Origin of the sequence: Thiohalomonas denitrificans (assembly GCF_900102855.1) — a bacterium.
GTDB lineage: Bacteria > Pseudomonadota > Gammaproteobacteria > Thiohalomonadales > Thiohalomonadaceae > Thiohalomonas > Thiohalomonas denitrificans.
In genome coordinates this window covers 1-22,450 of sequence record NZ_FMWD01000005.1, presented here as the reverse complement: position 1 = coordinate 22,450, position 22,450 = coordinate 1, and the positions used below count along the sequence as shown (strand labels likewise).

General features: G+C 59.2%; 21 protein-coding genes and 1 tRNA gene. 6 read left to right on the top strand and 16 right to left on the bottom strand.

Features of this window, described 5'->3' with window-relative positions:
- Positions 1-154: 154 nt before the first annotated feature.
- From uvrY to BLP65_RS08660, 3 genes are all read right to left on the bottom strand, one after another.
- Positions 155-805, bottom strand: a complete 651-nt coding sequence (gene uvrY / locus BLP65_RS08670) for a UvrY/SirA/GacA family response regulator transcription factor (RefSeq protein WP_092996262.1) — start codon at positions 803-805, stop codon at positions 155-157.
- A 69-nt stretch (positions 806-874) separates the two neighbouring features.
- Positions 875-2,380: a dynamin family protein gene (locus tag BLP65_RS08665; RefSeq protein WP_245688277.1), complete on the bottom strand. Its 1,506-nt coding sequence runs from the start codon at positions 2,378-2,380 to the stop codon at positions 875-877.
- Between the two features lie 313 nt (positions 2,381-2,693).
- A tRNA-Ser gene (locus tag BLP65_RS08660) sits at positions 2,694-2,783 on the bottom strand.
- Between the two features lie 153 nt (positions 2,784-2,936).
- Here BLP65_RS08660 and BLP65_RS08655 point away from each other — a divergent pair.
- Complete coding sequence (locus BLP65_RS08655; protein WP_092995542.1) at positions 2,937-3,608, top strand: Bax inhibitor-1/YccA family protein; 672 nt, start codon at positions 2,937-2,939, stop codon at positions 3,606-3,608.
- A 172-nt stretch (positions 3,609-3,780) separates the two neighbouring features.
- Positions 3,781-3,963: a hypothetical protein gene (locus BLP65_RS08650; protein ID WP_092995539.1), complete on the top strand. Its 183-nt coding sequence runs from the start codon at positions 3,781-3,783 to the stop codon at positions 3,961-3,963.
- Between the two features lie 163 nt (positions 3,964-4,126).
- Here the strand turns inward: BLP65_RS08650 and mltG are convergent, their stop codons facing one another.
- From mltG to BLP65_RS08600, 10 genes are all read right to left on the bottom strand, one after another.
- Positions 4,127-5,164 (bottom strand): endolytic transglycosylase MltG, encoded by a 1,038-nt coding sequence (mltG, locus tag BLP65_RS08645; RefSeq protein ID WP_092995536.1) that lies wholly within the window; start codon positions 5,162-5,164, stop codon positions 4,127-4,129.
- A gap of 1 nt (position 5,165) precedes the next feature.
- Entirely contained in the window at positions 5,166-5,981 is an 816-nt protein-coding gene (gene pabC, locus BLP65_RS08640; RefSeq protein WP_092995533.1) for an aminodeoxychorismate lyase, read from the bottom strand.
- Between the two features lie 101 nt (positions 5,982-6,082).
- Positions 6,083-7,324 (bottom strand): beta-ketoacyl-ACP synthase II, encoded by a 1,242-nt coding sequence (gene fabF, locus BLP65_RS08635; RefSeq protein WP_092995530.1) that lies wholly within the window; start codon positions 7,322-7,324, stop codon positions 6,083-6,085.
- Between the two features lie 93 nt (positions 7,325-7,417).
- Complete coding sequence (acpP, locus tag BLP65_RS08630) at positions 7,418-7,654, bottom strand: acyl carrier protein (RefSeq protein ID WP_092995527.1); 237 nt, start codon at positions 7,652-7,654, stop codon at positions 7,418-7,420.
- A gap of 140 nt (positions 7,655-7,794) precedes the next feature.
- Complete coding sequence (gene fabG / locus BLP65_RS08625) at positions 7,795-8,538, bottom strand: 3-oxoacyl-ACP reductase FabG (protein ID WP_092995524.1); 744 nt, start codon at positions 8,536-8,538, stop codon at positions 7,795-7,797.
- A gap of 158 nt (positions 8,539-8,696) precedes the next feature.
- A complete protein-coding gene (gene fabD, locus BLP65_RS08620) occupies positions 8,697-9,629 on the bottom strand; it encodes an ACP S-malonyltransferase (RefSeq protein ID WP_092995521.1) in 933 nt (310 codons plus the stop codon).
- Positions 9,630-9,692: 63 nt separating this feature from the next.
- Positions 9,693-10,661 carry a beta-ketoacyl-ACP synthase III gene (locus tag BLP65_RS08615; protein WP_092995518.1) on the bottom strand — a complete coding sequence of 323 codons (969 nt, stop codon included), beginning with the start codon at positions 10,659-10,661 and terminating at the stop codon, positions 9,693-9,695.
- On the bottom strand, positions 10,658-11,677 hold the full coding sequence (gene plsX / locus BLP65_RS08610; protein WP_092996259.1) for a phosphate acyltransferase PlsX: 1,020 nt from the start codon (positions 11,675-11,677) through the stop codon (positions 10,658-10,660). The genes BLP65_RS08615 and plsX overlap by 4 nt, the downstream gene beginning before the upstream one ends.
- A 237-nt stretch (positions 11,678-11,914) precedes the next feature.
- The gene (gene rpmF, locus BLP65_RS08605) at positions 11,915-12,094 is read right to left on the bottom strand and encodes a 50S ribosomal protein L32 (RefSeq protein WP_092995516.1); all 180 of its coding nucleotides are present in this window, start codon (positions 12,092-12,094) and stop codon (positions 11,915-11,917) included.
- A gap of 19 nt (positions 12,095-12,113) precedes the next feature.
- Positions 12,114-12,656, bottom strand: a complete 543-nt coding sequence (locus tag BLP65_RS08600; protein ID WP_175452499.1) for a YceD family protein — start codon at positions 12,654-12,656, stop codon at positions 12,114-12,116.
- Between the two features lie 394 nt (positions 12,657-13,050).
- Here BLP65_RS08600 and BLP65_RS08595 point away from each other — a divergent pair, with 394 nt between their 5' ends.
- From BLP65_RS08595 to BLP65_RS08585, 3 genes are all read left to right on the top strand, one after another.
- Positions 13,051-14,469, top strand: a complete 1,419-nt coding sequence (locus BLP65_RS08595; protein WP_092995510.1) for an acetyl-CoA carboxylase biotin carboxylase subunit — start codon at positions 13,051-13,053, stop codon at positions 14,467-14,469.
- 46 nt (positions 14,470-14,515) lie between these two features.
- Positions 14,516-16,345 (top strand): sodium-extruding oxaloacetate decarboxylase subunit alpha, encoded by a 1,830-nt coding sequence (oadA, locus tag BLP65_RS08590; RefSeq protein WP_092995507.1) that lies wholly within the window; start codon positions 14,516-14,518, stop codon positions 16,343-16,345.
- A gap of 102 nt (positions 16,346-16,447) precedes the next feature.
- On the top strand, positions 16,448-17,023 hold the full coding sequence (locus tag BLP65_RS08585; protein ID WP_092995504.1) for a Maf family protein: 576 nt from the start codon (positions 16,448-16,450) through the stop codon (positions 17,021-17,023).
- 57 nt (positions 17,024-17,080) lie between these two features.
- On the opposite strand, the gene sppA is transcribed toward BLP65_RS08585, so the two are convergent.
- The 3 genes from sppA to rluC are packed head-to-tail and all read right to left on the bottom strand — an operon-like array spanning position 17,081 to position 19,678.
- Entirely contained in the window at positions 17,081-18,055 is a 975-nt protein-coding gene (gene sppA, locus BLP65_RS08580) for a signal peptide peptidase SppA (protein WP_092995502.1), read from the bottom strand.
- The gene (locus BLP65_RS08575) at positions 18,052-18,744 is read right to left on the bottom strand and encodes an HAD-IA family hydrolase (RefSeq protein WP_092995499.1); all 693 of its coding nucleotides are present in this window, start codon (positions 18,742-18,744) and stop codon (positions 18,052-18,054) included. Before BLP65_RS08575 ends, sppA begins: the two co-directional genes overlap by 4 nt.
- Positions 18,734-19,678, bottom strand: coding sequence for a 23S rRNA pseudouridine(955/2504/2580) synthase RluC (rluC, locus tag BLP65_RS08570; protein WP_092995496.1), 945 nt, complete (start codon positions 19,676-19,678; stop codon positions 18,734-18,736). Before rluC ends, BLP65_RS08575 begins: the two co-directional genes overlap by 11 nt.
- A 365-nt stretch (positions 19,679-20,043) precedes the next feature.
- Between rluC and rne the strand changes: the two genes are divergently transcribed.
- Positions 20,044-22,450, top strand: a 2,407-nt coding sequence (gene rne, locus BLP65_RS08565) for a ribonuclease E (protein ID WP_175452498.1), incomplete at its 3' end; no start/stop codon positions are given.

Here is a 22,450-nt window from a genome sequence, read left to right as displayed (position 1 = left end):
CCGGTCGACGGTTCCCTGGAGAATACGACGGGAGGGCGGGCGCACTTCACAGATGAGTTCAGGAGGCGCCTGTAAGGTCCTGATTATTCACCGACTGGCCCTGAAAAACGGAAAAACCCAGACTTCACGTTTTTGGTCAAAAGACAAGCGTAAACTACTGATTAGAGGATAGATAGCCATCCAGGAGCCCATGACACATGGCAAGACGCGTGAGCCCCGCATCATTCTGGACCTTGAGCTTTTCAAATACGCGATGGCGGTAGGTACTGATGGTCTTGGGACTGAGATTCAGCTTTTCGGAAATGTTCGCGACCTTTTGTCCCTGGATTAGCATGAACATGACCTGCAGCTCCCTTTCCGAGAGTACCGAGAACGGCGACTCCTCTTCGTCCATCAGGGAGAGCGCCAGATTCTGGGCGATCTTGGGGCTGATATACCGACCCCCTTCCTTCACCTCGCGAATGGCATGCAGCATTTCGTCCAGACTCCCCCCTTTTGAGAGATAGCCCATTGCCCCGGCTTGCATCAGGCGGCTCGGGAAAGGGGCGTCGGTATGGACGGTAACGATGATTACGGCCACATCCGGGCTATTCAGTGAGAGTTTCCGGGTGGTTTCCAGTCCACCGATCCCGGGCATGCTCAGGTCCATCAGCACCACATCCGGATGGCATTCGGCGACCCTGTTCAGCGCCTCTTCACCACTGGAGGCTTCACCACAGACTTCTATGTCCTCTATATCCTCCAGCAGCCGGCGGATACCGGTGCGGACCAATTCATGATCGTCGACAAGCAGGACCTTTATCATTTTTAACTTTGGACCTTTGAAGGAAAAACCGGCCGCCCCCCCCGAGGCGACCATGAGCGATTATAGCCCTTACTGTATCTCGCTGTCAGAGCGGACTGTCGCCACCGATCCCGATTTGCTGTCCTCCGCGGTATCCTTCACTTTGCCGGTGGGGTCTGCAAACCGGTCATTCAGGCTCTGCACGAAGCGATCCGTATCGGCAACCACACGGGCAATGCGTTTACGGGCCCGGCGGCCCCAGCCAATCGGGGTCTGGCTGAATGGGCGGTGCCAGAAGCGGGTGCTTTTGCGAAAGGCACCGGCCAGGCTGACCCGATCCAGACTGCTCTCGGCTTGCGCCGTGAGCCACTTGAGGACGCGACGACGGGCGATGTTGCGCATGATGTGATGCAGATAAGCCAGGATGGCGACCAACACCACTGCAACGGCGATGCCCAGGTTGACGTTCTCCATCAGGCTCTGGAACCAGGGAGCGGTGAAGCGTAGGCCCTCCCAGTAGCCGGCCTGGATCGTTATCACCAGAAAGGCGGTGAGCACGACCAGAAGCAGCACGGCATCGAGCCCGAGGGTCAGCCGCCGCCAGCGACCGATTGCTTCGGACAGCAGCGGAACCACCCGCTCCTCGATATCCCGTGCCTTGGACTCCAGGGCACCGACTATCCGGTAGGCCCGCTCGGTGGTGACCTGCTCCATTCGACTACGGATCTCTTCGAGATCGCGATCGCGCTTGCTCTCGAAGCGACGCTGCAGGCTTTCGTCGTCAATCGGGTTGGCCGCCTCGGGATTGTAGATGGTGTAAAAACGACCGGCGGTCAGTCCCTTTTGCGACAAGGCCCGCTGCCAGGCTCCGAAGACCTCCTCGGGATTGTCTTCACGGGCGGCGGTGTCAATCTGATTGAGGATATAGAGAAACTTGCTGGAGTCTGGCCGACGGATGGTGTCCGCCACCAGGTACTCCAGGGTATCGTGCATCGCGCCCGGCTCGGGATGGCGGGCGTCGAAGAACACCAGCACCAGGTCCGACAGGTCCACGATGTGTTCGGTAATGCGTAGAATGGAGGTACGCTGTTCGTCCGCGTCGAAGCCGGGCGAATCGATGAGGATCTTGCCCCGCAACACCTCAGAAGGGCAGGTTTTGAGCTGGAGATAGGCATCGATGCGCCGCCCCTCCCCCTCTGCGACTTTGTCGATCTCTTCGCCGATCTGATAGAACGGGAAGCGGGGGTCCGCATCCAGGGCCAATCCCGGCAGCGTGTGTACGTCCCCTTCGCGGCCGTGACACACGACGGTGAACTTGTCATCGACCGCCTGATTGCCTGTGATCTGAAGGGGGTAGTCCAGGTAATAGTTGATAAACGTGGACTTGCCTGACGAGAAGGTCCCGAGAACGGAAATCAGTGGCCACCAGGGAATCAGCGTCGCGTAGGACTGCGTGCGTTTGAGGAGCCCCATCCGATAGGCGACACGGTCGAGTTCCCGGAAGCTCTTGACCGCGGAAAGCAAGACCGGATTTTCATGTTTGAGATGGGATTCGAGGCTCTGCAGCCGCTTCTCAATTACCGGATCGGCGCGCAATGTTATTCTCCGTCATCGAGTGAGTCGTAACCGGCCATCCCCTCAGCCCGGAACCCGGACATATTGCCGGTTGTATTGAGTAAGTTGTAGATCAAGTAAAATCCGCCGACGAGCACAAGATCGCAAAGCGATGTAATGAAGTGAAAATCAAGAGGTTTTGAACAGGCATTCGGTCTTCGAGCAGTGGGATGGTCACTTCTCGCTTTACGACCGGTCTGTGAAACCGGGGCTGTGGCGGTGGAACGGAAGTCGTTGGAACAGTCTCAGTTGGAGAATAGCAGGTGCTGCTAACCCGTCCAGAGCACCGGAAATCTGGCGGAGAGGGAGGGATTCGAACCCTCGAGGGGCGCTAACCCCTGCCGGTTTTCAAGACCGGTGCTTTCAACCGCTCAGCCACCTCTCCAGCGGGAGAGAAGCTTAACCGATTACCCCTGTGGTTTTCCAGCTTGATTCTCCTGTGCTTACCGGTATCCTTAAGGAACGAAAGACCGTGAAAACCGGTCGAACAAGAACATTCGTTCTTAACAAGATTTCGGAAACTTTACGAGGAGTGCCGATGAATCCCAATAATAGCGCGGTTGCCCATTCGGTCGAATCGACCCTGGCGGTCAACAAACTAATCCGAAATACCTATACGATGCTGGCCATGACGCTGCTCTTCAGCGCGTTGATGGCGGGCGTATCGTTGGCCATCCAGCCGCCTCCGATGACATCACTGTTGACTCTCGGTGGCGCGATGCTGCTGATCTGGCTGGCGCTGCCGCGTACGGCTAATTCGACGGCAGGTCTGGGCGTGGTGTTTGGGATTACCGGACTACTGGGCTTTGGACTCGGCCCGATGCTGGAGATGTACCTGGCACTGTCTAACGGGCCGCAGATAGTCGGCACCGCTCTGGGTGGCACCGGCGTGATCTTCCTGGGGCTGTCCGGCTATGCACTGGCGACCCGCCGCGACTTCAGCTTCATGGGCGGTTTCCTGTTCGTGGGCATGCTGGTGATTCTGGCGGCGATTCTGGCCAATATCTTCCTGCAGATCCCGGCCCTGTCGCTGACCATCTCCGCCGTGGTCATCATGCTGATGAGCGGTTTCATTCTGTATGACACCGGTCGGATGGTGAATGGCGGCGAGAGCAACTATTTGCTGATGACCGTCAGTCTCTACCTGAGCATCTTCAACATCTTCATTCACCTGTTGAACCTGCTCGCGGCGTTTGCCGGTCGCGAATGACCGCACGGCAAGCAGTAGCTCTGAAAAGCCCCGGTTCGTCCGGGGTTTTTTTATGGGGCAGTATGGATGGAGGAGGAGCGCGCCTTCGGGCAATTCTTTCTCGGAAATATCGCGCCCGGCCCCGTGTGTGGATGTGGCTATTTGTGATTCTAAATCGAAGAGACGTTAACGTATGGACTGGATGAAATTGGGAATGGCCCTACTGATTGGGGCAATGATCGTGCTTCTGCTTCCCCGGGCCAAACAGATGATGGCGCAGAGCCGGGAGGCCACCAATGCCGACTGGAAGGGGTTGCTGGTGCCGCTGCTGGCCGTTATTGGATTTGTGATTTTGCTGATACTGGCGGTTCGCTAGTGGTCCTGTCCGAGAACATCGTTTTTTGTAGGTTGGGGTGAGTTATGCGAACCCCAACGCTGAGTTTGTTGGGCTTCGTTCCTCAGCACCAACCTACATTTTGGAGCCCACGGACAGGCTCCTGGCCACTGAGGACACCAGGCTGGCTGCGCCCCGAAGGATTTCAGGGACTGGAGGAGAAGGGACGGGCGCGGCCCTTGAGCTGATATTTGATCACTGCCTGGTTATGCTCCTCCAGGGTCGCGGAGAACACGTGGCTGCCATCGCCCCGGGACACGAAGTAGAGTGACTTGCCGTCGGCCGGATGAAGTGCGGCGTCTATCGCCTCCCGGCCAGGCATCGCAATGGGGGTCGGCGGCAAGCCCGAGTGCCGGTAGGTATTGTAGGGATTGTCGCTGTCGCGTAGGTGGACACGGCGAAGATTGCCATCAAACTCCTCCCCCAGGCCGTAGATGATGGTGGGATCCGTCTGCAGGCGCATCCCCCTGTTCAGCCGCCGCACGAAGACGCCTGCGATAGCAGGACGCTCTTCGGGAACACCGGTCTCCTTTTCGATTATGGAGGCCAATATAAGGGCTTCATAGGGTGTTTGGAGGGGCAGGTCTTCATCCCTCTTCTCCCAGGCGGCTTCCAGGTAGGACTGCATCGCCCGGTGAGCGCGCCGGAGGAAGTCGACGTCCCTGGTGCCACGGGGAAAACGGTAGGAGTCGGAGAGAAACTGCCCCTCAGGATGCTCCCCGGCCAGGCCCAGGCGTTCCATTATGGCCTCGTGGTCCAGGTCTGCCAGTGTGTTTTCCAGATAGGGGTTACCGCGAATCGCGTCCAGAACTTGGGCGAAGGTCCAGCCTTCAACCAGAGTCAGGGAATACTGTTTTACACGTCCTTTTACCATCTGCTGTAAAAGCTGGAGCGGCCTCGTATCAGGCTCGACATGGTACTCCCCGGCCTTGATATCCCCTGCCACCCCTTCAAAACGGGCCAGCCAGACCAGCAGCCGGTCGTCACTGATGATGCCCCGCTCCTCGAGGCGAGCCGCAAGGATCGAGAATGGTGTGCCCGGCGCCACTTCGATATCGGTGCCCTCCCCTTCGATATTCAGCGGGGCCTCGACAAAGTTCTGGTAACGCATCAACTGCCAGCCCGCGAACAGACCGGCAATGAGGATGGTCAGACCCAAAAACCTGAACAGCAAACGACGCACTCTATTCCTCCAGAACTTTATCCAGGGCCCGTCTCAGTGTAGCCGTGATCGCCGTCTGCGGGCACTCCCGATCTTCCAAAGTGAGAATCGGCCACATCCGTAGCAACGAATTGGTGAGAAAAGCACCCTCCCCCTGCTGGAGGGTTGAAAGTGTCACCCTCTCCTCCCTGGTGGGAATACCCAGGGATGTCGCCACTTCGAGTACCTTGTTTCGCATGATGCCCTCAACCCCGCACCGGTCGAGTCGTGGCGTCACCAGTGTGTCATCGACGATCAGGAACAGGTTGCTCATGGTCCCTTCCACCAGGAAGCCTTCACTGTCGCTCATCAGGCCTTCGGCAATCTCGGGGCTCTGCCATTCATTACGGGCCATCACCTGTTCCAGGCGGTTCAGGTGCTTGAGCCCGGCGAGTACAGGGTTGAGTCCCAGTGGTGTACGGCAGAGCCGCACGGCAACGCCCGACTTGGCCCACTTTGATGGATAATCCGGAAATGGACTGCTCATGACCAACCGGGTCGGCTTGGCCTGATCCGGTTTTCGATAACCCCGCCCCCCCGGACCCCGGGTTATCACCAGCTTGGCAACACACCGGGTCTGATCGGCGGTAACCCGGGCGATCTCCCGGGCAAGCTGCTCGGGATCGGGTGGAGGAATATCCAGCGCTTTGCACCCGGTTATCAGGCGCTTCAGGTGGGCATGCCAAAGCTCGGGTTTTCCGCCCCGTACGGCGATCGTCTCGAAGACGCCATCACCATACTGGAGTCCGCGGTCACAGGGATCCACGGATCGGACCGGATCGCCGTTTACCAACAGCACGGCAGGTAACCGGAGGGAGAGGAGCGGCCTGTCAGGCTGAGTGCGGCCATGGGCGATTCCACTGCGGAAGCGAGTCGGGCCTCACGGACCCGGCCAGGCAGTCATTCGGGTTTTTTGAAGACCAGCGTGCCGTTGGTCCCGCCAAATCCGAAGGAATTCGACAACGCGATCCTGATCTCCATCTCGCGCGCCTCGTTGGCCGCATAGTCGAGATCGCAATCGGGGTCCTGATTGAAGATATTGATGGTCGGTGGTGCAACCTGATCCTGAATGGCAAGGATGGTGAAGATCGCCTCGACACCTCCGGCGGCGCCCAGCAGGTGACCGGTCATGGACTTCGTGGAACTCATCACCAGCTTGTAGGCGTGGTCGCCAAACGTGCTCTTTGCGGCATCGGTCTCCGCCTGGTCGCCGGCAGGCGTGGAAGTGCCGTGGGCATTAATGTAATTGACCTCATCCGGATCCACACCAGCATTGCGCAGGGCGGCGTTCATACAGCGCGCCGCACCTTCACCCCCCTTGGCCGGGAGCGTCATGTGATAGGCGTCGCCACTCATGCCGTAGCCGACCACTTCGGCGTAAATCCTTGCCCCCCGGGCCTTCGCGTGTTCGTACTCTTCGAGCACCACAACGCCTGCACCATCGGAGAGCACGAAACCGTCGCGCTCCGTGTCCCACGGCCGGCTGGCTGCTTCGGGATCGTCGTTACGGGTGGAGAGCGCCCGGGCCGCCGCGAAGCCGCCCAGCCCACAGGGCGAGGTGGCCATTTCGGCACCGCCGGCCACCATCACGTCGGCGTCACCGTATTCGATGTAACGTGCGGCATCCCCCACACTGTGGGTGCCGGTTGCGCAGGCGGTGACGAGCGAGATGTTCGGTCCCTTCAGACCGTGAATAATGGAGACATTACCCGAGACCATATTGATGATGTTACTCGGCACGAAGAAGGGAGAAACCTTGCGCGGCCCACCCTTTTCATAAGCAGCATGGCCCTTTTCGATGCCCGGCAGTCCGCCGATACCGGAGCCGATGGAGACCCCGATGCGTTCGGCATTCTCCTCGGTGACCTCCAGGCCGGAATCCGCAATAGCTTCGGCGGCTGCGGCGATGCCGTAATGGATGAACGGGTCCATCTTTTTTGCATCTTTTGGAGAGAGGTATTGAGTCACATCGAAACCCCGCACCGAGCCGCCGAAGCGGGTCGAAAACGCGGAGACATCGAAATGCTCAATGGGACCGATGCCGCTTTTACCGGCAACGATATTTTCCCAGGATTCTTTCACCGACAGGCCGACGGGGGATACCATCCCCAGGCCGGTGACAACGACACGTCGCTTAGCCAAGAGACCAACCCTTCCTAGTGATTCTCAAACAAAAGGCCGCGACCACACTGAGTTACACATCGTGGTCTACGGCCCCGGTTCGAATGCAAACGATTATCCGGCGTGGGCGTTGATGTAATCGATCGCCTGCTGAACCGTCGTAATCTTTTCCGCCTCTTCATCCGGGATCTCGGTCTCGAACTCTTCTTCAAGAGCCATAACGAGTTCCACGGTGTCGAGCGAATCGGCGCCAAGATCGTCCACGAAAGAAGATGCCGTCTTCACTTCCTCTTCTTTAACCCCCAACTGCTCAACAACGATTTTCTTGACGCGCTCTTCGACAGAACTCATGACGGATATATCCTCCCAGCTTGAGTAATTCGTCTTATCACTGCCGCGGTATTGTATTTAAAACCGCCGACAGATGCCATACAAATGAAACGTTAGATACTGCTTTACGATAATCTTGTAACTATTTGAACAGGCTTGAATTAAGCCATGTACATGCCGCCATTCACGTGCAATGTTTCGCCGGTGATGTAGCCGGCTTCCGGCGATGCGAGGAAAGTCACCGCCGTTGCAATCTCTTTTGGGGCGCCGAGGCGTCCCAGCGGGATCTGCCCCAAAAGCGCCTCTTTCTGCTTGTCCGGCAGCGCCCGGGTCATGTCGGTGTCGATGAAACCGGGTGCCACGGCATTCACCGTAATGCCGCGGGCACCAACCTCGCGGGCCAGTGATTTCGAGAAACCTATCAGTCCAGCCTTGGCTGCCGAGTAGTTGACCTGTCCGGCATTGCCGGAGACCCCAACCACCGAGGCGATGTTGATAATTCTCCCCCTGCGCGCCTTGGTCATCCCGCGCAGACAGGCCTTGGCCATCCGATAGGCGGAGCTCAGATTGGTGTCGATGATCTCGTCCCACTCCTCGTCTTTCATCCGCATCAGCAGGTTATCGCGGGTGATTCCGGCATTGTTGACGAGAATGGTCACTGTGCCGAACGCCTCCTGAATGGCCTTGATTGCTTCGGCCACGCTATCGGTATCGGTGACGTCCAGCTTCAAACCCCGACCCTTGACACCCGCTTCCTGCAAACGCGAGGTAATCGCCTCGGCGCCTTTGTCGGAGGTTGCGGTACCGATCACTGTGGCGCCGCGGTCGCCCAATTCCAGGGCGATAGCTTCACCAATACCTCGGCTGGCACCGGTCACCAGAGCGATTTCGTCATTCCAGGACATTGTGTACTGTCTCCCCTGCTATCTCTCTTGTACCGCAAAGAGCGCCAAGAACGCTAAGAAGAGCATAATGACCGCAAACAGCCTTCAGCTGTCGCTGCGGTTGCTTGCTTCTTGATTCAGTCTTTGCGCGCTTTGGGTCCTTTGCGGTTAACCTTCGTTTATCCGAGGGCCTCTTTGGCCTTTGCCAGCGTCTCGCTGTCGTACAGCGGCAGCGCGGTCATCCGGCGTTCAATCCGCTTGGTCAATCCGGTCAGAACTTTCCCGGGACCGCATTCGACCAGCACGTCGGCACCGTCGTCGATCATCCTGCGGACGCTCTCCACCCAGTGTACCGGGCTGTGCAGCTGGCGGACCAGCGCATCGCGAATGGCGTTAGGGTCGGACGGGGCGGCCACGTCGGTATTATTGATGACCGGGATAGCCGGGGGCTTTATATCCACGCCGGCCAACCGTTCCTTCATGCGTACCGCAGCCGGCATCATCAGTTCGCAGTGTGACGGTACGCTGACTGGCAGGAGCATGGCGCGTTTGGCACCCGCCTCCTTGGCCAGGCCAACCGCACGCTCTACCGCACCGATATGCCCGGCGACCACCACCTGCCCTGGTGAGTTGAAATTCACCGCGGCAACCACCTTGTCCTGGGCGGCCTGTCGACATACGTCGATGACCTTGTCGTCCTCCAGGCCGAGGATGGCGGCCATTGCCCCGACGCCGGCCGGAACCGCCTCCTGCATAAACCGGCCACGGTCGGCCACCAGGGAGACCGCCTGTTCGAAATCCAGGCTCCCCGAGCAGACCAGTGCGGAGTACTCGCCCAGGCTGTGGCCGGCCATCATCGCCGGGTCTGCTCCGCCTTCCGCTTTCCAGACGCGCCAAGTCGCGACCCCTGCCGCCAGCATGGCCGGTTGGGTGATGTGGGTCTGGTTCAGCTTGTCTGCAGGGCCCTCCGCGACAATCTGCCACAGGTCATAGCCGAGCACCTGCGAGGCAACCGCGAAGGTTTCAGATACCCGCGGGTGATCGGCAGCGAGTTCGCCCAGCATGCCGATGGCCTGCGAACCCTGTCCGGGAAAAACAAAAGCAAGAGACATCCGAGCTCCCCCAAAGTCTATTTATTTGCCGCCGAGAGTCTTGGCGCTCCCGGTGTCGATCACTCAATAGGTGATTAGCGCCGAACCCCAGGTGAAGCCGCCGCCAAAGGCCTCCAGCAGCAGGGTATCGCCTCGCCGGATACGCCCGTCACGCACCGCCTCGTCCAGGGCCAGCGGCACCGAGGCTGCCGACGTGTTTCCGTGGCGGTCGACCGTCATTACGACGTTGTCCATCGACATCTTCAATTTGCGCGCCGTAGCACCGAGAATGCGGGTGTTGGCCTGGTGCGGGACCAGCCAATCCACGTCGCTGCGCTCCATACGATTGGCAGCGAGAGTCTCGTCGACGATCCGGCCGAGCGTGTTGACGGCCATTTTGAACACTTCGTTGCCCTTCATCTGGATGAAGGCGCTACCACCCACTACCTGTTCAAAGCCGCCGGAGATGCCGCCCGGCACGGTCAGCAGTTCATTGTACTTGCCGTCGGCATGCAGGTGGGTCGACAGGATACCCGGGGTCTCGCTCGCCGTCAGGACTACCGCCCCGGCGCCGTCTCCAAACAGCACGCAGGTAGTGCGATCATTCCAGTCGACAATGCGGGACAGGGTTTCCGCACCGACCACGAGCGCGGTCTTTGCTGTACCGCAGCGGATGAAGTTGTCAGCCACGCCGAGGGCGTATACGAAACCGGTACAGACTGCCTGCACATCAAAGGCGGGGCAACCGTGAATATCGAGCCGCTGCTGGAGCAGGCAGGCGGTACTCGGGAAGACTCGGTCCGGCGTAGTGGTGGCGACGATAATCAGGTCGATCTCGTCCGTAGACACCCCGGCCGCCTCGATCGCCTGACGAGCGGCGTGCTCGGCAAGATCACAGGTGGTCTCCCCTTCCGCGGCAATATGCCGCTCTTTGATACCGGTGCGCTCGGTGATCCATTGATCGGAGGTCTCGACCATTTGCTCGAGCTCGGCATTGGTCAATATCCGCTCCGGAAGATAGCCCCCCGTACCGCTGATTCGTGAATACTTCAAACCGCTCGCCTTTCTTCCAACAGTTCCCCGAGTCGCTGGGTAATCTTCTCGGGCACATTTTTGTTCACTTCCAGCACCGCCTCCCGAATCGCCTGGGAGAAGGCGAAGACATCGGCGCCGCCATGACTTTTGATGACGATGCCACGCAGCCCCACCAGACTGGCGCCGTTGTAGGCGCGGGGATCGATCTTGGCCCGGAAAGCCTTCAGCACGGGAAGCACCACCAGACCGGCCAGACGGGTCAACAGATTGCGGTTGAACGCCTGCTTCATATAGTGGCTGATCATCTTGGCGACGCCTTCGCTGGTCTTTAGCGACACGTTGCCTATGAAACCGTCGCAGACCACCACATCCACCGTACCCTTGTAGATGTCGTCGCCTTCCACGAAGCCTTTGTAATTGATATCGCTCCGGGAAAGCAGCTTCGCTGCTCCCTTCACCTGTTCGTTACCCTTGATTTCTTCCTCACCAACGTTGAGTAGTCCGACGGAGGGGTTATCCACCCCATCGACCAGACTGGTCAGCACCGACCCCATGATGGCGAACTGATACAGATGTTCGCTGCTGGAATCCACATTGGCACCCAGGTCGAGCATATGGGCATGACCGCGGATGGTGGGAAGGGCCGTAATGATCGCGGGGCGGTCGATACCCGGAAGGGTCTTTAGCACGAAACGCGCCGTAGCCATCAACGCACCGGTGTTTCCGGCACTGATGCAGGCCTGGGCGTTGCCCTCCTTCACCTGATTGATGGCCACCCGCATCGAGGAGTCTTTCTTGCCCCGAAGGGCCTGCGAAGGCAGGTCATCCATCTCAACGACCTGGGAGGCATGATGCAGAATCAGGCGATCGTCCGGAGTCGCTCCATGGCGCTTGAGTTCATCCGCCATGACCTGCTGGTCACCCACCAGAATCAGCCGGAGAGCGGACATCTCCCGCAACGCCTGCAGGGCCGCAGGCACCACGACACTGACACCATGATCACCGCCCATGGCGTCCAGCGCTATCGTCATCATATCATCGGGCATTGGGAACTCTCGGACCTGCACTTGACACCAGTCGACGCCCTCGCTTGATCTTCAGAACCACAAGGAATTTTCCTCAATTGGAAATAGACCAGCTATTTCGCTTCGGAGAACCCCTGGTGAATCCAAATCCCTGCGCGCTCATCACGCCCCCTGGTGCCAAATCGGTCTAAACCAAAGAGCCGGCCCGGATCAGCAATCCAGGCCGGCCTCTTCAGCGAGAGCCGCTTATTCGCCCTTGACGTTCACGACCTTACGACCCCGGTAGTAACCGTCGGGGCTTACATGGTGGCGCAGATGGGTTTCACCAGTGGTCGGCTCGACGGAGAGCGCCTCGGGCTTGAGCGCGTCGTGGGAGCGACGCATGCCGCGCCTGGAAGGGGTCTTTTTGCTCTTCTGTACAGCCATCTCGAATTCCTCGTCAGGATTACCGTTCTTTCTTTAAACGCCGGAGAACCTCAAAGGGATTATCCCTCTCTTTCCGGTCCGCCGCTTCACTGCCGGATTCCGGCACCTCTTCCGTGGCGGCCCTGGGTAGGCAGTCCTCGAAATGGCGCGGAACGATCGGCAGCGCAAGTATCAATTCGTCTTCGACCAACTCTTTAACAGAGAGTGGCTCGTCACCAACCACCAAGGGTTCATACGCCCTCGGGATCCTTGCCGCTTCCGACTCCGTGCGGACAATACCGAGCGTCGTCTCGACCTCGATGGACTGACTACATGGTTCCAGGCAGTTCTGACACGTCAGTGTCAGCTCGGTCTGCAGCTTGACATTGACGATTGCCAAGTGGCGCTCATCGGTGCCGAACCGCAAGGTAACCTCGACCGAGCCTTCACTGTTCACCAGTGAGCCTGCCAATCGGTCCATGTCCGCAAGCGGCAATTTACCGGTAAAAACCGCGCCGCGCTGCGCCAGGCGAAACGGTTCGGTACGATCGGGAAGCCGCTCATTCATAAGAGCGCGAATCATACGCGCGGCCCCCGCTGTTGTCAAAGAAAAACACCAATGAAATCCGCTTGTTCCGACCGCCCGGGAGGGGTCTTCCGCGACCTGTGCCCCAGCCTCTATCCTTGACATGCGCGGGGCATTTCCGTACATAGTTTCCGTCCGGAAACGGCACCCTCGTAAGCACCTTCGGGGCCGAAAGACTCGGACCGCCAGATGCTGTATGGACATTGGTCATCTATTTCCCTACATTTTGCGGACTGAAAATGAGTAGCCGTTCACATTCAGGGCTCATCAGAGCCCCTCTTTCGGGCGAATGGACGGACGGATGACATCCGCCTTCGCTTTTTCTCCTCGAACCCCTGTTTTTTGCTGGGGAGACCCGGTGCGAATTGCAGGTTTTTAAAGGTGGGTAATCGTGATTAAAAAGATCCTGATTGCCAACCGCGGCGAAATCGCGGTGCGAATCGTGCGCGCCTGTGCCGAGCTTGGTATCCGCTCCGTAGCGGTGTATGCCGAAGCAGACCGGCATAGTCTCCACGTCAAAAAGGCCGATGAAGCCTACAGTCTGGGACCGGATACCGTGGCCGGTTATCTGAATGCCCACCGTCTGGTCAATCTGGCTATTGCAACCGGCTGCGACGCACTGCACCCCGGCTATGGCTTCCTTTCGGAAAACGCCGAGCTGGCAGAAATCTGTACACGTCGCGGTGTACGGTTTATCGGACCGAGTGCCGAAGTGATTCGCCGTATGGGCGACAAGACCGCGGCGCGTCAGGCGATGGTCGAGGCGGGGCTTCCGGTCACTCCCGGCAGCGAGGGCAACATCAGCGGACTGGATGAAGCGCTGGCCGTTGCCGAACCCCTCGGCTATCCGGTCATGCTCAAGGCCACCTCCGGTGGCGGCGGGCGCGGTATTCGACGCTGCAACGACGCCGACGAGCTACGCAGGAATTACGACCGGGTGGTGTCGGAGGCGACCAAGGCCTTCGGCAGCGCCGAAGTGTTTCTGGAGAAGTGCATTGTCAACCCGCGCCATATCGAGGTCCAGGTGCTGGCGGATAGTCACGGCAATGCGATTCACCTCTATGAACGCGATTGTTCCATTCAGCGCCGTCACCAAAAATTGGTGGAGATCGCGCCTTCCCCCCAGTTGAACGACGAGCAGCGCGAGTACATCGGAGAGCTGGCGGCCCGCGCGGCCAGCACCGTGGGCTATGAAAATGCCGGCACTGTCGAGTTCCTGCTCGATCATGACGGCAACTTCTATTTCATGGAGATGAACACCCGACTGCAGGTCGAACATCCGGTTACCGAAGAGATCACCGGGGTGGACATCGTTGCAGAACAGATCCGCATAGCTGCGGGCGAACCGCTCTCCTTCAAACAGGAGGATATCCAGGCGCGTGGCTTCGCAATGGAGTTTCGGATCAACGCCGAAGATCCGAAGAACGGGTTTCTTCCCAGCTTTGGAAAGATTACGCGTTATTTTGCCCCGGGTGGGCCCGGCGTCCGAACCGACGGTGCCATCTATACGGGCTATGAAATCCCGCCCTATTACGATTCCATGTGCGCAAAGCTGATCGTCAGGGCCAGCAGCTGGCCGCAGCTGATTGCCCGAGCCGAGCGAGCCCTGCACGACATGGGGGTGTATGGCATCAAGACCACGATTCCCTACCACCTGGAGATCCTCAAGTCCGAGGAATTCCGCCGGGGGGAATTCGATACCGGTTTTGTCGAAGCGCATCCGGAACTGTCTGAATACCACGTTCGACGCCCCACTCACGAACTGGCTGCCGCGATTGCCGCATCGATTGCGGCATCGATGGGTATGTAGAACAGCGGCTCACTGACGAAACCAATTTCTAACGGGAAGACGAGAGATGGCCAAGGTACAGATTACCGAGACCGTTCTGAGGGATGGGCACCAGTCGCTGATCGCGACGCGCATGCGCACCGAAGACATGCTGCCCATTTGCGACAAGCTCGACAAGGCCGGTTTCTGGTCCCTTGAGGTCTGGGGCGGCGCGACCTTCGATGCCTGCATCCGCTTCCTCAAGGAAGATCCCTGGGAGCGCCTGCGCCAACTTCGCGAGGTCCTGCCGAATACCCCTCTGCAGATGCTGCTGCGGGGCCAGAATCTGCTCGGTTATCGTCACTACTCGGATGATGTGGTGAAGGCCTTCGTCAAAAAGGCCGCCAATAACGGGATCGACGTATTCCGCATATTCGATGCCCTGAACGATATTCGAAATATTCGTGTCGCCGTGGAATCGGTCAAGGAAGCGGGCAAGCACGCTCAGGGCGCCATCAGCTATACCACCAGCCCGGTACACGGCATTCCCCAGTTCGTGGCCCTGGCCAAAGAGATGGAGTCGATGGGCTGTGACAGCATCGCCATCAAGGACATGGCCGGCCTGCTGACGCCAATGACCAGCGCCGAGCTGTTCTCCGAACTCAGTGGTGCCGTTAAGGTGCCCCTGCAACTCCACACACACGCGACGGCCGGGCTGTCGGAAATGTGTCACCTCAAGGCCATCGAGCACGGGGCCAGCATCATCGATACGGCGATTTCCGCCTTTGCCGGCGGTACTTCACATGCTCCCACCGAAAGCATGGTGGCCGCGCTGTGGGGAACCGAATATGACACCGGCCTGGATCTTCAGCACCTTCAGGAAATCGGATTCTATTTTCATGAGGTTCGCAAGAAGTACCACCAGTTCGAGAGCGAATATACCGGGGTCGATACCAGGGTCCAGGTCAACCAGGTACCGGGCGGAATGATCTCCAATCTGTCGAATCAGCTCAAGGAACAGGGCGCGCTGAACCGCATGAGCGAAGTGCTCGAGGAGATCCCGCGGGTGCGCGAAGACCTCGGATACCCGCCCCTGGTGACGCCGACCTCGCAGATCGTAGGGACCCAGGCGGTGCTGAATGTGCTGACCGGCACCCGCTACAAGAACATCACCAACGAGGTGAAATATTATCTTCAGGGGCGCTACGGAAAGTCCCCTGCCCCGGTCAACTCCGTGGTGCGCCAGCAGGCCATCGGCAACGAAGATGCCATCGAGCGCCGTCCGGCCGATTTGCTGAAACCGGAAATGCATCGCCTTCAGGAAGAGATCGGAGCGCTCGCCAAAACCGACGAGGATGTGCTGACCTACGCCATGTTCCCGGACGTGGGACGCGACTTTCTGGAGCAGCGTGCAGCCGGCGAACTCAAACCCGAACCGCTGGAACCGCTGCCCTCCGAAGAGAATCATCAAGTCAGCGCCGTGCCGACGGAGTTCAACGTCAGCCTTCATGGTGAGACCTATCACATCAAGCTCACCGGATCCGGGCACAAGAATCAGCAGCACCGGCCTTTTTACGCCACCGTGGACGGGGTACCTGAAGAAATCGATGTGGAGATCCTGGAAGAGCTGTTCTCGGGAACTCCCAGGGAGGGCTTCACCCCGGCGGCCCGCGCAGGGCAGAGCCAGCGTCCGCGTGCGACCCGCCCCGGTCAGGTGACCACCTCGATGCCGGCAACCGTCGTCGATGTCCTGGCTTCCGAGGGTGACGAGGTCAAGGCGGGTGATCCGATCCTCATCACCGAGGCGATGAAAATGGAGTCGGAGATCCAGGCCCCGGTCGCCGGCAAGGTGACCGCGGTGCGCGTTACCAAGGGTGACCGCGTCAACCCCGACGAAGCGCTGGTCGACATCGAATAAAACCCTTAAAATCAGCAGGAGACACCCGAACGGGCTTTAGCCCGTCACCGGCATGACGGCCTAAAGGCCGACCTACATCTCTGGAATAAAAATTTTAGAATAATGAAACTGGTACTCGCCTCCACTTCCCCGTTTCGGCGTGAACTGTTAAGCAAGCTCGGACTCTCCTTCGATACCGATTCCCCCGAGGTCGATGAGACCCGGCGTGACAATGAATCCCCGGAGGCTCTGGTCGCCCGCCTCGCCGAGGCCAAGGCGCGCGCTGTGACATCGCGGCACCCCGATGCACTCATCATCGGTTCCGATCAGGTGGCGGTGAACGACGGCAGGATTCTGGGCAAGCCCGGGAGCCGGGAGCGGGCGATCGAACAGTTGCGGGCCTGCTCCGGAAAAACCGTGATCTTCCAGACCGGTCTGTGTCTCTACGATGCCCTCCAGGACCGGGCACTGGTGGAAGTCGTACCCTTTTCGGTGGTGTTTCGGGAGTTGTCCGACTCGCAAATCGAGCGTTACATCGACAGGGAGCAGCCGCTCAACTGTGCCGGCAGTTTCAAATCTGAAGGCCTCGGGATCACCCTGTTCGAACGTCTGGAGGGGGATGACCCCAACACGCTGATCGGCCTCCCCCTGATCCGGCTGGTACGGATGCTGGAGAGCGTGGGGATTCAGTTGCCGTGACGGCCTGAAGGCCGGCCTGCAGGTTATCCGGGATAAACTGCAGGCCTACCAATGAGTTCAGCGGAGCTCGGGGCCCTGTAGACCGATGTTCCTGGTGATGACCCCTGCCATGCTGGCACCGATTCGGTCGGCGAAGCGCTTGAACAGATCGGGTTTGCGGGTAAAGTCGACCACTTCTTCCGCCTCGATCAGTTCGCGGGCAACATAGTCCACATCTCCCATGCCATCGATCAACCCAAGTTCTTCGGCTTTCTGACCGGTCCAGGCCAGTCCGGAGAACAGTTCCTCGCTTTCCGACAGTCGGTCTCCCCGCCCTGCCTGGACGGCACCGATAAACTGCTGATGGATGTCCTTCAACATGGCCTGGATATGCCGGGTACTCTCCTCCTCCACGGGAGAGAACGGGTCCAGAAAGGCCTTGTTTTCTCCCGCTGTATAGAGGCGCCGCTCCACCCCGAGCTTATCCATGCTCTTCACAAAACCGAAGCTGTTCATCAGTACACCGATGGAGCCCACAATGCTCGCCGGATTGGCGTAGATGGCATCGGCTGCCGAGGCAATGTAATAGGCGCCGGAGGCTCCCATATCGACGATAACGGCGTAGACAGGTATTTCTTCATGTGCTGAGCGAAGCCGCCGGATCTCGTTGTAGATGTAGTCGGACTGCACCGGACTCCCGCCCGGGCTGTTGATGCGCAGGATTACACCCTTGGTGTTCGCATGTTCGAAGGCATCGCGCAGGCCGTCGATGATATCCTCGGCATTCGCCTCTGAATCATCGGAGATCGGCCCGTTCACCTCCACCTGGGCAGTATGTTTGCCGACTGTGGCCTTTTCCCCGAAATCCGGTCCGATGGCCGTGAACAGCAGTACAAACAGGTAGATGAACAGCAGAAACTTGAAGAAGATGCTCCAGCGCCGGCTGCGGCGCTGCTCCTTCAGCGAGGCAAATGCCAGCCGATTGACCAGATCCTTTTCCCAGTTCGGTTCACTTTTCGGATTCCCGGCGGATTTCTGTTCTTCTTGATTCATTTCACCCTCTCCTTTTGCTCTGCCGGTATGGACCCGTATTCCCCAAGCCAGACTTCCAGCTCCCTGATATCGTGGATACAGCCTAATGGGGTACATCCCAGTAGTCGCTCACGGGTATGGACACCGTAGCTGACGGCCAATGCTCCGGTTCCGGCATTTTGAGCCATCAGCATGTCGTATTCCGTGTCTCCGATCATCAGGGTCTCCCCCCGCTCGGCGCCCAGTTCATCCATCACCTCATGCAACATCTGCGGATTGGGCTTGGACAAGGTCTCATCTGCACAGCGAGTGGCGTGGAACAGGGCTCCGACTCCGGTCTCGTCCAGCACCTTGTCGAGACCCGCCCGCCCCTTGCCGGTAGCTACCGCCATCAGATAACCGGCATCCGCAAGCTGCCGAAGCATCTGCTCCGCCCCATCGAACAGTGCCGATGGCGTCGGGTCCGCCGTCAGGAAATGATAGCGGTAACGGTCAGTCAGCCGTCGCAGCAGGTCGTCGTTGGAACCCGGATAGAGCGCGCTTACCGCTTCCCGCAAGCCGAGTCCGATGATGTTCTTCAGGGCCTCTTCATCCCGTGACTCGAGCTCCAGATCGCCGATGGCAGCACGCAGGCAGGCAACGATACGTGCTTCGGAATCCATTAGCGTGCCGTCCCAATCGAAGACCAGGAGATTGAATTTACGCGACATTCTTGCCTTCCAATGCTTTTAGGATTTTTTTGAGCCCCTCCTCCAGAGGCGCCTCCACATGCACGGTGGTATCGAGTGTGAAGTGCAGCAAACCGGCGTGGAGGAACAGCCGTTTCAGCCCGAATCCGGCCATACGACGGTTGAATTCGGAATCGCCGTATTTGTCATCACCGGCAATCGGATGCCCCGAATGCCGGGCGTGGACCCGGATTTGATGGGTACGTCCCGTGATGAGCTTGACCTCCATCAGACTGGCACCCTCATATAGCGTCACAGGGGAAAAGAGACTCAACGCATATTTGCCGGCCGTATGGACCTTTACCAGCCGTTCTCCGGAACTCAGGATGTTTTTACGCAACGGTGCCTCGACCTTTCCGCCCCGCCAGCGCCCCTGGACAAGGGTAAGATAGCGCTTGTCCACCCCGCCATTCCTCATTAGTTCATGGAACGCACGCAGGGTGCTGCGTTTTTTGGCGATAACCAGGCAGCCCGAGGTGTCCCTGTCCAACCGGTGGGCCAGTTCCAGAAAACGGGCATCGGGGCGCAGGGCACGCAGTGCCTCGATAACGCCATGGCTGACACCGCTGCCCCCATGGACAGCCAGCCCGGACGGTTTGTTCAGCACCAGCAGACCGTCATCCTCATACAGAATGTTCTGCTCCACCTGTTTCAGGACCCACTCGCCCGGCTTGGCGGCTGCGGCTGGATCACGGGTCCGCACCGGAGGAATGCGGACGATGTCCCCCTTCTGAAGTCGGTATTCGGGTTTGGCACGGCGGCGATTGACGCGCACCTCGCCCTTGCGGAGCAATCGATAGATCCGGCTTTTCGGTACGCCCTTGAGCCTCTTCAGGAGGAAATTGTCGATTCGCTGACCGCCGCTGTCCTCTCCAACGGTGGTCTCCCGCACTTGCGGGCGTTTGGGTTCAGCCATAACCTGCTATGATAACAGGCGCACTCATTGATGCACCACGACAACGCTGATATAGTAGTGATCGCCTGAATTCAGAGGCTTGCGTCAATTGGCGTCTGTCTAGGGCAAGAATTTTGACCGCCCTCGGGAGTTACCGACGGGTGAATGTTGTCACACCATTTGTAGGTTTACTGCGTCGGCCGAACGGCCGGCGCTCGAACTAACAGCGCTCCCGCAGCCCCGCAGTTGGGGTCGCAGGACAGCCAACGGAGTGCAGCGGCGGCCGAATAGAGCCAGCCGCTTTTTCGTGCGCCGCGGAAGGTGCCACTCTGGCGAACCCGCGTCCCGGTCGGGGCAGTGGTTGAGCGCCTGAGAGAAATTACAATATGAAAAGAATGCTGTTTAACGCAACTCAGCCGGAAGAGTTGCGTGTTGCGCTAGTGGATGGCCAACGTCTGTTCGACCTCGATATTGAAAGCGCCGCCCGGGTTCAAAAGAAATCCAATATCTACAAGGGCCGCATCACGCGCATCGAACCGAGTCTTGAAGCCGCCTTTGTCGATTACGGCGCCGAACGTCACGGGTTTCTCCCGCTCAAGGAAATCTCCCGCTCCTATTTCAAGTCCAATGCCGATCTTTCCGGAAAAATCAGCATTCAGGAGGTACTGAACGAGGGGCAGGAAATCGTCGTTCAGGTAGACAAGGAGGAGCGTGGCAACAAGGGCGCGGCACTCACCAGTTTCATCAGTCTCGCTGGTCGCTATCTGGTCCTGATGCCCAACAATCCCCGGGCAGGGGGCGTTTCCCGTCGCATTGAAGGCGATGATCGCAGCGAAGTGCGCGATGCCATGAGTCAGTTGCAAATCCCGGCGGACATGGGACTGATCGTGCGAACCGCCGGCGTCGGCAAGAGTGCCGAGGAGCTTCAATGGGACCTGGACTACCTGGTTCAGGTCTGGCGTGCCGTCGAGGACGCCGCCGAGGAAAAATCGGCACCTTTCCTGATTTATCAGGAGAGCAATGTCGTGGTCCGGGCGATTCGCGACTATTTCCGGAGTGATATTGCCGAGATACTCATCGACGATCCCGAGACCTACGAGCATGCACGGCAGTTCATGAAGCAGGTGATGCCGCACAACCTCCAGAAGGTCAAAAGGTACAAGGACAGCACCCCGCTGTTTACACGCTATCAGATCGAAAGTCAGATCGAATCGGCCTTCCAGCGGGAAGTACGACTCCCCTCCGGTGGCTCGATCGTTATCGATCATACCGAGGCGATGCTCTCCATTGATATCAACTCTGCCCGTTCGACCAAGGGTGGCGATATCGAGGAAACCGCACTCAACACCAACCTCGAAGCGGCCGACGAGATCGCCCGACAGTTGCGCCTGCGGGATTTGGGTGGCCTCATTGTTATCGACTTCATCGACATGACCCCTGCCCGCAATCAGCGGGAGGTGGAAAACCGTCTGAAAGAGGCCCTCAAGCAGGACCGTGCCCGGGTCCAGGTAGGCCGCATCTCGCGCTTCGGTCTGCTGGAAATGTCGCGTCAGCGGTTGCGCCCGTCGCTTGGGGAATCCAGTCAGATCGTCTGTCCGCGCTGTAGCGGTCAGGGCACCATTCGGGGCGTCGAATCGCTGGCCCTTTCCATCCTTCGCATCCTCGAAGAGGAAGCGATGAAGGAGAAGACCGGCAAGATCCAGGCCCAGTTGCCGGTTGATGTGGCCACTTTCCTGCTCAATGAAAAGCGCTCCTCGATCGCTGATATCGAGCAACGCCAGAAGGTGAGTGTGGTTCTGGTGCCGAATATCCACCTCGAAACCCCGCACTATGAGCTCCAGCGGGTCCGGGCCGACGAAGTTGAGCCGGCTCATAAGGCGATCCCCAGCTATGAGCTGATGAGCAAGCCGGAAGATGTTGAGGAAGTTCGCGGCGAAAAGCCCATTCCCCCGCGCGAAGAGCCTGCGGTCCGTTCGGTTGTACCCAGCGCCGCACCTCCGACCCCGACTTCTGTACCCGCCGTGGAGCAGCAGCCTGCCGCTCAGCCGGGCGGCTTCCTGCGCCGTTTACTGAATAACCTGTTCGGTGCCGAAAAGCCCGAAGAGCAAGCAGAGCCGGAAAAGCGCGCTCCGCAACGCCGCGGCCGTTCGGGCGGCGAAGAGCGAGGACGCGGTACTTCTGAGCGTCGAAAGGGCGATACCCGTCCACGGCGGCGTAGCGGCGGTGGACGTTCGGGTCAGAAACCTGCCGGCAAGCCCGCACAGCAGGCGAAGCCGGAGAAGGAAGCCAGGGAGCCGAAAGAAAAGGAATCGGCAAAGGGTGAAGGCAGTGAGCTTTCCAAGGGCACCGAAACCGCCGATAAAGGCGATCGGGGCGCCTCTACCCGCCGCGGACGTCGCGGAGGACGTCGTCGTCGTCGCACTCCGAGCCAGGATTCGGCCGCGCAAGGCAGTGAACAGGCGGTTGAAACCACCTCGACCGGCAGGGATAACGAGTCCAGGGCTGCAGATAAAGCCGTCGCGAAGGACGCCGGTTCGGCGCCCCAGCCGAGTGCGGCCGATGCCGGCAGGAGCAACAAGCCGGTAGAGGGCCGAGGGGAAGGCCGACAAGGTCCGAGAGCAGCACCTCCTGAGCAAAATCGTCGGCGTCGCCGTCCGCCCATGCCACCTGCCAAGGAGGGTGACGCGCCGCCCAGAAACCTCGTGTCCGGCGAACAGCATGCCGAGCCCGCGCCGATCCCTGGCCCGGAGGAAAAGAAGGCACCATCCCAGCCGAAGCCGGAGAGCGAGGCCA

Excerpts from the sequence above, each read along its gene's own strand:
- uvrY (WP_092996262.1), bottom strand. The coding sequence starts at position 805 with ATGATAAAGGTCCTGCTTGTCGACGATCATGAATTGGTCCGCACCGGT.
- BLP65_RS08655 (WP_092995542.1), top strand. The coding sequence starts at position 2,937 with ATGAATCCCAATAATAGCGCGGTTGCCCATTCGGTCGAATCGACCCTG.
- BLP65_RS08650 (WP_092995539.1), top strand. The coding sequence starts at position 3,781 with ATGGACTGGATGAAATTGGGAATGGCCCTACTGATTGGGGCAATGATC.
- acpP (WP_092995527.1), bottom strand. The coding sequence starts at position 7,654 with ATGAGTTCTGTCGAAGAGCGCGTCAAGAAAATCGTTGTTGAGCAGTTG.
- fabG (WP_092995524.1), bottom strand. The coding sequence starts at position 8,538 with ATGTCCTGGAATGACGAAATCGCTCTGGTGACCGGTGCCAGCCGAGGT.
- fabD (WP_092995521.1), bottom strand. The coding sequence starts at position 9,629 with ATGTCTCTTGCTTTTGTTTTTCCCGGACAGGGTTCGCAGGCCATCGGC.
- plsX (WP_092996259.1), bottom strand. The coding sequence starts at position 11,677 with ATGATGACGATAGCGCTGGACGCCATGGGCGGTGATCATGGTGTCAGT.
- rpmF (WP_092995516.1), bottom strand. The coding sequence starts at position 12,094 with ATGGCTGTACAGAAGAGCAAAAAGACCCCTTCCAGGCGCGGCATGCGT.
- BLP65_RS08600 (WP_175452499.1), bottom strand. The coding sequence starts at position 12,656 with ATGATTCGCGCTCTTATGAATGAGCGGCTTCCCGATCGTACCGAACCG.
- oadA (WP_092995507.1), top strand. The coding sequence starts at position 14,516 with ATGGCCAAGGTACAGATTACCGAGACCGTTCTGAGGGATGGGCACCAG.
- BLP65_RS08585 (WP_092995504.1), top strand. The coding sequence starts at position 16,448 with ATGAAACTGGTACTCGCCTCCACTTCCCCGTTTCGGCGTGAACTGTTA.
- sppA (WP_092995502.1), bottom strand. The coding sequence starts at position 18,055 with ATGAATCAAGAAGAACAGAAATCCGCCGGGAATCCGAAAAGTGAACCG.
- BLP65_RS08575 (WP_092995499.1), bottom strand. The coding sequence starts at position 18,744 with ATGTCGCGTAAATTCAATCTCCTGGTCTTCGATTGGGACGGCACGCTA.
- rluC (WP_092995496.1), bottom strand. The coding sequence starts at position 19,678 with ATGGCTGAACCCAAACGCCCGCAAGTGCGGGAGACCACCGTTGGAGAG.